Source organism: Microcoleus sp. B9-D4 (assembly GCF_036705105.1).
In the GTDB taxonomy this organism is placed as follows: Bacteria; Cyanobacteriota; Cyanobacteriia; order Cyanobacteriales; family Microcoleaceae; genus Microcoleus.
This window is the reverse complement of record NZ_JAUBTS010000010.1, coordinates 156,269-166,525: the sequence shown is the minus strand read 5'-3', so window position 1 is coordinate 166,525 and position 10,257 is coordinate 156,269. Positions and strand designations below refer to the sequence as shown.

The following is a 10,257-nucleotide window of genomic DNA, read 5'->3' as shown; positions in this document are numbered from 1 at the left end:
TCGAGTATGGTGTTTTCAACTGAGTTGGGTCGGTTTAAGTTGGGATAGGTAATTTGGTCGCAGATGCACTCATCGTCGGAGAGGTTATTAGTTGTTGGCGTGGGGGTTGGTGTTTCCGATAGTGTGGGTGTTTCTGAGGCTGTTTCCGATGGTGTTGGTGTGTCGGAGGCTGTTTCTGATGGGGTCAGAGCGATCGGTGGGGTCGGAGCGATCGGTGTTGGGGTGTCGGTGCCGGTTTCGGTGTCGGTTTCGGTGCCGATTTCGCCAGAGGTAGGTTCCTCTGGATCGATCGGGTCTTTGAGAGCGCTCGTCTCGACAACGGGGCGAACAGTGGGATCATTTACCTTCACCTTCTCCATCCGAGCCAGAATCGCCTCTTTGGTGTTTTGAGCGAGGAACTGTTCAACTGTCACAGTTCCCGCAGCCAGTTCCGGCAGTCCCACCGCAATTTGACCCACAGACACTGCTTGCAACTTGGTAATTTCAAGGGCGATATCTTTGATGGGGCGACCGCTGGCGACGAGATCCTTGACCATTTGATTGCCCAAAGCCATGATTTGAGCCGCAGCAGCCGCACTAGCAGCCAGTTGTGTCGGGTTGATTTTGGGGTCAGACTCTGCTGCTTTGGTAATGGCTGCTTGAAGGATCGCCAATATTGTTTCTGTTTTACCCAAATCTACAGCAGCCCCACCCTTGACTTGATTGGCGATCGCGCCAATTGCCGTCCCCGCAAGCTGAGTCAGAAGCAAATCGCTCACTCCGTCAATAAACTTGGCCGTTTGAACAATGGTGTTTTGCACCTGAACGTCCAAGGCATAGACAGCTAAACCACTAGGTTCTTCATTAGCCATCGCTTCCTGAGAGTCATATAGACTCAACTCAACACCAGAGGGAATACCCAAGGCAGCTTGAACCTGAGTCTGAGCTTCTTCTGAGGAAAGACCAGTCAATGTCAACTCCGCCACAAGCGTTGTTAGAGGAGTCACCATCCTCGTGTTAGCTGTGGAAAACAAGGGCGTATCCAGGGGCAAATTCGTAGCCGTGTCAGTACCGCCAATCGCTACCAGGTTGCCTTCACTGGGATCGAGGGAGTTGTTCTTGTTGGTATCAAAGGTTTCAAGGGGAATCTCTATCTCATAGCTGCCATCTGCTTTGGTCTGAGTGAATGGCTCACTAGCATCTTGCACACCATTCAAGTTGGCATCAAAGAACAGAGTTGCCCCATCAATATAACTGGCTTGTACCGTTCCCTGTTTTGCTCCAAACTCAAACTTAAACAGATTTTCTGTAGCCAAGTCGAACTCTTTTGTGATGCCTAATGCACCAAATTCAGCCTTAGCCCTGGCATCTACTGAGCCTTTAAAGTTGAAAGATGCACCGGGATTATACAATATATTGCTCAGTTCATAACCGCGCAGTTTTCCATCTGGTGGAGTGCTACGATCCACCAGATCCATATCGATTGTGCCTTCGATTCCCCCTGTTACCTTAGCCGTAAGTACAGGGCTATTTAAACCAGCATACAGTTGCAAAAATGCTTTGAGTGTAGCTTCTGGTACATCTTTGCCGGTGCCGTCAGCGTTTTCTGTATCGCTGACATAAAACCCTGTCCAAAGATCGCTATAATACCAGTCTTTCTTCGCTTCCATGTCCTGAACGATTTTTTTAATACCGTTCGTGTCATAGCCGATATCGATGGGACGAACTTTGAAATCTATACCCCCCTCAATCCCCAATAACCCTGGGACAAGATCGTATCTCAAGCCAGCTAGAGATAAATCTAATTCGGGCAGTTTGTACGTCATGATGGGAATGTCATTTCCAGCCAATAGCTTTCCAGTGGATTCAGGATCGCTAAAGAGTGGAAAGCTAAGATTCTCGATTACCCCTGAGAGTGCGTCCGCAACTTTACTCTTTTTATTTTGATCTTTTGTCTTGCTAACTTGGTTTTTTACCCCTGACGTTTCTTTCTGTTTCGTGAGACTGTTGCTTAATGCAGTCTTACGTTTTGTCTCCTGCTCCTCAAGCTCTTTGTACTTGTCTGCATATTCTTGAGCGTTGCTACTTAGTTGCTTAATTAAGTCATAACCTTGTGCTTCTTCACTACCTGATTTGCTCCAGGTATAAGGTTGAAAGCTCAGTGCAAAGTTATTACCATCTTTAGTAGATTCTTCGACTAATCTGCTAAACTCATCTACTTTAACAACAGCATTGACGTACAAAGAAGCTGCTTTTGCTTTAGGATCTCCTGACAACTCTGCCAGTTTGGTCACCAGTTCCAAAATAGTGACTTTCCGATCAGAGTCACTATCAAAGAAAGGAGTCGTTCTGCCATCAAAATCTACACTGGCTAAGGCTTTGTCAATTCCCGTAAAAATTTTAGTGTCGCTTTTGAGGAAATCAATAATTGGTCGAATGGGTTTAAGGATACTGGAAACATAGCCATCATTACCAAAAATTGGCTTGACAATACCTGTTATCGTTCTACCTAAATCTAATTTGATGTTATGAAGCTTGAAAGAATTTGGATCTTTTTGTTGAATTTTTTGGCCGTTGCTGTAGGTGACTAGAGGCAAGTCAGCAGATAGGTCGAACTGGAAAGGTGGCACAAACCAATACTTGTTTGTCACCTGACCGGCAAGATTGAGCGTCCCACCTGCTTTTAACTGGGACTCATATAATTGTTTAGCTCCAGTCCCTCCTGAAGCTGAAGAATAGTTCTGTGCTATTTCTGTTGCAGTTAACCCATTGCCATCAGAATCATTTTCTAATCCATCAATATCGCGCAAATTTAATTGATAGTTTGCCAGAGATTGACTCAGACCTGTATCATCAGACTTGTCGGTAAATTCCACCGGCAAAAATCCCATGATACTGTTAGACAACTTATAACCGTCTTTGATTCGTTCTTCAGTTAGACTGGTTAATTCTGTATATCCCGTGTCGATATACCATCCGAGTTCTGGTTTATATTTTAGGCGCACGTCCAGATCGTAGTTCAATGTTGTAGAACTGCCACCTACACCGTCATCATTGAATTTGATGCGGTCAAAGAGATTAAATCTCTTACTCCCCAAAGAAGTTTCAAAATTTTCCTTCGCCTGAATCCGGAATTGCAACTTATCGTTTGTTACCTGAAATTGATAAGGGTCTAAGGAAAATTCCTGCGGTAAGACTGCTGTTAGCTTTTGTTGTAGCTCTGTGCCAGTCAGTTGAGGGTTCTCAACCAGTACATTCGCAAAGCTTTGACCCACCTTAGACAAACTATTTTGAAGTAAATCACTTGGAAATTTCCCAAAAAACGGTAGAGCGACATTTTTATTATCCTGGGCCGCCGAAGCTCCCAGTAAATCAAAAGCGAGTTGAGCCATACTCGCTCTTGACGGCTTACCGTCACTACTGTCAAAGATAATCCCCTGTGCAACACTATTGTCTAAGGTGACATTGCTTGGACCGCTTAAGATCAGTTTGAAGCGCTCGTTAAATTCAGGTTTCGAGTCGCCATTGATGTTAACGCTAATCGTTTTTTCAGTTTCTCCTGGTGCAAACGTTAAAGTTTGCTGTGGGAGCGCCTGGTAATCTTTGTCTAAAACTGTCGCAGTGCCATCCTGCGTGCGATACCGAAGGCTAACAGGAGCTTGGGTTGTGCCGGGGCGATCGAGCTTGAGGTTAAAGATGGCTGTGGTCGTCGTTCCCTCTGCTCCTTCGGGGATTAGGACAACTGGATCGACTGAAATGTTGGGTCTGACACCATCAGGATAGAAGGATTGTGAGTCATTAAAATCATCAATGACAACTGTCCCCTCCCCTACAGCCTTGACGCTTGTGGCATTTGTGTCATTCATCTGGCGGAGAACAACGCTAAACGTTTCGTCACCTTCCGCTTTGGTATCGGGGTTAACCGCAGCAACAAAGTCAGCCTCCCCAAGTTCTATATCATTTTTTTCCTTCGTCGTTAACGACTTGGTGGTAACGGTGATAGTTTTACTTGTTTCTCCCGGCTCGAACCAGAGACCCCCTGAGATTGCCGTGTAATCCTTATCAGAACTCTTAGCCGTACCATCTTTGGTTGTAACGCCAACCATTGTTGCTGTTGAGAAGGGTTTGGAAAGTGTAACGGTAAATGTAGCCGTTCCCTTGTCTTCATCAATAATGGCAGTATCGCTAATCGTAGCTACTGGTCTGTCATCATCAACAATTGTTACTGTACCTGTATCTTTTGTCAGGGTGGCATTAGTGGCATTGCTGAGAACAAGGTTAAATGTTTCGTCAGGTTCAATCTCGGTGTCACCATTCACCAGCACTTTAATAGTTTTCTTTGTTTCGCCTGGTGCAAACTCAAGCTTGTCCTGAAGGTGCATATAATCGATACCATTGTCTGCACCTGTTGTTCTGTAGTCAACCGTCACTGGAACGTTGAGCGCTTTTGCAAGATTGACCGTAAAAGTCGCTTCTTTTTTACCAGTGTCGCCCTCAGTCATGCTTACGGGCGCCTCATCAATCCAAAGGTCGATTCTGTCGTTAATCGTAATGGTTCCAGTATCTTTGGCAAGCGGGGCATTGACGGGATTGCTGAGAATGACAGAAAAAGTCTCGTCCGGTTCTTGCTTGCCATCGTTAATGATCGGAACCGATATGGATTTAGTGGTTTCGCCTGACGCGAATGAGACTTTACCAGCGGCGACTGGCTTATAGTCTTGATTCGCGATTGCCGTACCATCTTTGAATGCGTAGTTAACCGATACGTACTCTTTGCTGGGACTAGACAGCTTAATCTCAACATTAGCGACTCCATCTCCACTGCTGGAACCAACTGTTTCCGCAACATTGATATCGGGAACAGAAATTGTCGGTCTGGAATCGTCATCCAGTACCGTTGCGATCGCATTGCCTTTATCTTGAGCGATGCTCGCATTAGTGCCATAGGTGTCGAGAATCAGCTTAAACTTTAAAGTGCTGTTTTCTTCAAATGCCGTGTCACCTCTTACTGGAATTGTAATTGTCTTACTGGTTTCACCCGGCGCAAATGTTGCGAGAGTCCGTTGAACCGGCTGATAGGCAGCGCCGATCTGACCGTAAGAACTTACATCTTCAGTCCGATAATAGAAACTAATCGGTTGACTAGATGGCTTAGAGAGAGTAACTGTAAAATTGGCTTGGGTAGAAAAGGTATTGTTATTCCCGTCAGCATTTCCCTCGTTAAGGGTAATATTTTCTACAGAAATTTCTGGCGGATCATCATCATTTTCTATCTCGAAGCCCCGATCTAAGCGTCCGGCCATCGAAGCATTCTCAGGATCGCTAATGCGAACGCCAACGAACTCATTATTTTCAGATATGAGTTCGCCTTTGATGGCTATGTCGATCTTTTTCTTAGTTTCTCCGGGATTGAAAGTTATAGTTTGGAGTGGAATCGGAGTATAGTCATCATTTGGCGTGGCGTTGTTAGGATAAGGTGAATCATAAGTTTCAAACTTAACTTTGACCGGAACACTGCTCAGTCTGTCAAGATAAATAGGAACGTAAGCGTTAGAAGTGCCACTGTTTCCTTCTTTGAAGGATAGCGGCATATCGTAAGATCCGCTATTGTTAAAAGGATAAAAACTTATGCGCGGCTTATCCTCGTCCTTGATAGTTGCAACCCCAGTTGCCTTATCCAAAAGAGCATTTTGAGGGTTACTCAAAGTCACTTTAAACGTTTCATCAGGCTCCCATATATCATCTTGTGCGATGGGAATATTGATGGTTTTTGTTTGTTCGCCCACTGCAAATGTAATGGGGGTTAGGGCGATCTGGGTGTAGTCTTTATCTCCCGCTTTTGCCGTGTCGTCAACGGTTTGATAGTAAACCGTTACTGGCACATTAGTTGCTGTTGAAAGGGGAATGGTAAAGGTAGCATTTGTCCCCTTTTCATTGACTTGAACATCGTTAATGGAAATCTTAGGGATAACATTGACAGAACTTGTTTTCAATGTCCACGCACTATTTCCGCTAATTCCATTATAATTATTTCCCGCTAAATCTTTAAGGACACCGTTGGCAATTTCAACGTAGTAGCCTGTGTCTAGAGCTAAATCAGCCGTTGGATTAATCGTTAGTTCACTGCCACTAATTGTGACATTATTAGCCGTGACAGGGATGGTTTCTACAACAGAATTATCGGACTGTTTCCTGATGAGAATATTGCCCGTGCCTTTCTGAATCGATTCGCTGAAGTTGACCAATAAGTTAGCAGCAACGTTGATATTCTGAGCATTATTGGCGGGGGTGAAACTTGTGGTGGTGGGTACGATTGTATCGGCTATGAAGTTCCAGGCATTAGTTTCGCTAATTCCAGCATAATAATTGCCTGCTAAATCTTTAATGGTATATGGAAGAATTTCAACGTAGTAATCTGTATTTGGAGCTAAATCGGCCGTTGGATTAATCGTGAGTTGACTGCCACTAACGGTAATCTTATTGTCCGTAACGGGAATGCTTTCTACAACGGAATTATCAGATAGTTTCCTGATAGTAATATAGCCCAAATTTGTCTGAATAGGTTCGCTGAAGTTTACTACTAAATTCGCAGAACCGTTGAGATTACGAGCATTATCGGCAGGGGTAAAACTTATGGCTGTGGGGGCAGTTGAGTCAATTGTTTGAAATTTCCAGTTGCTATTACCGCTAATTCCAGCATAAGGATTTCCAGCTAAGTCTTGAATAGTACCACCAGAAATTTCTACATAGTAATCTGTCTTTTGATCTAAACTTACCGTTGGGTTGATTATCAGTTGACTGTCACTAATCGTGACATTGTTAGCCGTAACTGACATGGTTTCCACTACGGAATTATTAGACGATTTTTTGAGAACAATATTTCCCGTTCCTTGTTTAATTAATTCACTGAAAGTGATAACTAAATCTTCATCCAAACCAACCCTTGTAGCATTATTAATTGGTGTAAAAATGTTGACTTGAGGTGCGGTTATATCTGGAAAAACACTGTTATTTTTGTACAGTTTGGAGATCCGACCTGAAGCCGAAGAACCCATCAACACAAAGTCTTGTTTTCCGTCTCCGTTATAGTCGGCCCAAGCTACAGAACTACCACTAACACCGGGCAAAGAAATACTGGTGTCTTCTGTAAAACCACTCCCTGTATTTTTGTACAGTTTGGAGGTTCTAACAAAATTTGCTCCATAACCTGTCAACAGGAAGTCCTGTTTTCCGTCTCCGTTATAGTCGGCCCAAGCTACAGAACCGTCCTGAACACCGGGCAAAGAAACACTGGTGTCTTCTGTAAAACCACTGCCTGTATTTTTGTACAGTTTGGATATCTCACCTGAAGCTAAGGAACCCGTCAACAGAAAGTCCTGTTTTCCGTCTCCGTTATAGTCCGCCCAAGCGACAGAACTACCACTAACACCGGGCAAAGAAATACTCGTGTCTTCTTGAAAACCACTACCTGTATTTTTGTACAGTTTGGAGATCCGACCTGAAGCCGAAGAACCCGTCAACAGAAAGTCCTGTTTTCCGTCTCCGTTATAGTCCGCCCAAGCTACAGAACTACCACTAACACCGGGCAAAGAAATACTGGTGTCTTCTGTAAAACCACTCCCTGTATTCTTGTACAGTTTGGATATGTTGGGAGTGGCACTAGAAGGCGCATAACCGGTCAACAGGAAGTCCTGTTTTCCGTCTCCGTTATAGTCCGCCCAAGCTACTGAATCGGAGTCAACACCAGGTAGGGAAATACTGGTGTCTTCAGTAAAACCACTGCCTGTATTTTTGTAGAGCTTGGAGATCTGACCTCCTAAACTAGGGGAACCTGTCAACAGAAAGTCTTGTTTTCCGTCTACATTATAGTCAGCCCAAGCTACGGAACCAAAGTGAAAACTAGGTACGGAGACTTCCCAGACAAAACCACTGCCTGTATTTTTGAACAGTAGGGACATCGGGTCAGAATTATAACCTAAACCAGTCAATAATAAGTCTGGTTTGCCGTCTCCATTGTAGTCAGCCCAAGTTGTAGAACCGTAATTTCCACCAGGGAAGGAAAGATTGGAGTCTTCAAAGGAAGGAGGTAGAGCAAGAGCAGTCTGGAAATCCCAAGTATTATTGCCAGTAATTCCGGCGTAATTATTTCCAGCTAAATCCTGAATAGCCCCACTGGTAATTTCAACGTAGTATTTTGTATCGTGAACCAAATCTGCCGTTGGGTTAATTGTGAGTTGACTACCACTGACGGTGACATTGCTACCTGTAACAGCGATCGTTTCTACAACTGAGTTGTCAGAAACTTTCTTGATGACAATATTGCCAGTGCCTTTTTTGACGACTTCATTCAAGGTGACAACTAAATTAGCAGCAACTGCAATATTCGTAGCGTTATCGGCGGGGGTGAAACTGGCTGTCGGCGCTGTGGTGTCAGCTACGGTGGTGAAATTCCAAGTGGTTGCACCTGTAGTACCGGCATAATTGTTACCTGCTAAGTCTTTAATCGCAGCGGCGGCAATTTCAACGTAGTAACCAGTACCGGGCGCTAAATCTGCCGTGGGATTAACTGTGACGTTACTACCGCTAACGGTGACATTGGTGGAGGTAACGTTGATAGTTTCAACAACTGAGTTGTCGGAGACTTTCTTGATGACAATATTGCCAGTGCCTTTTTTGACGGCTTCATTCAAGGTGACAACTAAATTAGCAGCAACTGCAATATTCGTAGCGTTATCGGCGGGGGTGAAAGTGGCTGTGGGCGCTGTGGTGTCAGTGTTGAAATTCCAAGCAGTTGCACCTGTAGTACCGGCATAACTGTTGCCAGCTAAATCTTTAATCGCACCGCTGGCAATTTCAACGTAGTAACCAGTACCATCAACTAAGTCTGCTGTGGGATTAATGCTGACGTTACTGCCAGTAACGGTGACATTTGTGGAGGTAACATTGATAGTTTCAACAACTGAGTTATCGGAGGATTTCTTGATAACAATATTGCCAGTGCCTTTTTGTACGGCTTCACTCAAGGTGACAACTAAATTAGCAGCAACTGCAACAGTAGTGGCGTTGTCGGCGGGGGTGAAAGTGGCGGCTGTAGGCGCTGTGGTATCTAAAACACCTGTGGCTCCGAAAACTCCCAGCCAATTATTAGCGGTGGTACCGCTTGTTTTACTGACGGTAATGCTTTGCAGCGTTTTGGCTGGGTCGGGATTGAACTTGAACCCGAATATGGCGGGATCGTTGACATCGGTATAAACTGTTCCAGTTGTATCATTGCTCCCATCCATTCCGTCGATCAGATAGTAACTGGACGATGTTTCGGTAATTTCGTTAAACCAGTCGGGAACTGTGGCTGTGCCTGTCCCAGTAGTGCTATCGCTATAGTTAAATGTCACCTGCATCCCAGCGATGCCATTTGTACTGGTGGCTAAGAGGTGGATTTCTGAATACTGGTTGGGCGTAACTGCAAAGTTAAAGGATGTGCCGTTAGCTGTAAGGACTTTGGCGTTGTTGCCGTTATTGGTGTTGTTGTAGCCTAGCTGAACGTCGGGATGGTACGCATTCGTGGCGAAAAAGCCGTTGTCGGGTAAACCGTTCCCATTAGCACCGGCTTTAAATGTGGCAAAGGACTGAGTGAGTAGCGTTTGATTCAAGGTACTCAGTCCGTTTTGTGTGCTGTCTGTGACTCCTCCCGTGCGGTTGATAATCACATCGCGATCGAATACTGATGTGAGATCAAATTGAACGGGTGAGGCTAAAACACCGGCAGTGTTGAAATTCCAAGCAGTTGCACCTGTCGTGCCAGCATAATTGTTACCTGCTAAATCTTTAATCGCACCAGCGCCAATTTCAACGTAGTAACCAGTACCGGGCGCTAAATCTGCCAGTGGATTAATGGTGACGTTACTACCGCTAACGGTGACATTGGGGGAAGTGACATTTATAGTTTCCACCACCGTGCCGTCGGTTTTCTTGATAACAATATTGCCAGTACCTTTTTTGACAGCTTCATTCAAGGTGACGACTAAATTAGCAGTAACTGCAACACTGGTGGCGTTATCTGCGGGGGTGAAAGTGGCAGTAGGCGCTGTGGTATCAACGGCGACAGCAGTGTTGAAATTCCAAGCAGTTGCACCTGTCGTACCGACATAATTGTTACCTGCTAAGTCTTTAATTGCACCAGTGGCAATTTCAACGTAGTAACCAGTACCGGGCGCTAAATCTGCCAGTGGATTAATGGTGACGTTACTACCGCTAACGGTGACATTGGGGGAAGTGACA

Annotated in this window: 1 protein-coding gene; it reads right to left on the bottom strand. The window is 44.9% G+C overall.

What is annotated here, in order from left to right; all coding sequences use genetic code 11:
- Positions 1 to 10,257: Ig-like domain-containing protein (locus QUB24_RS09065; protein ID WP_333152624.1), on the bottom strand; the 10,257-nt coding region annotated here is incomplete at both ends.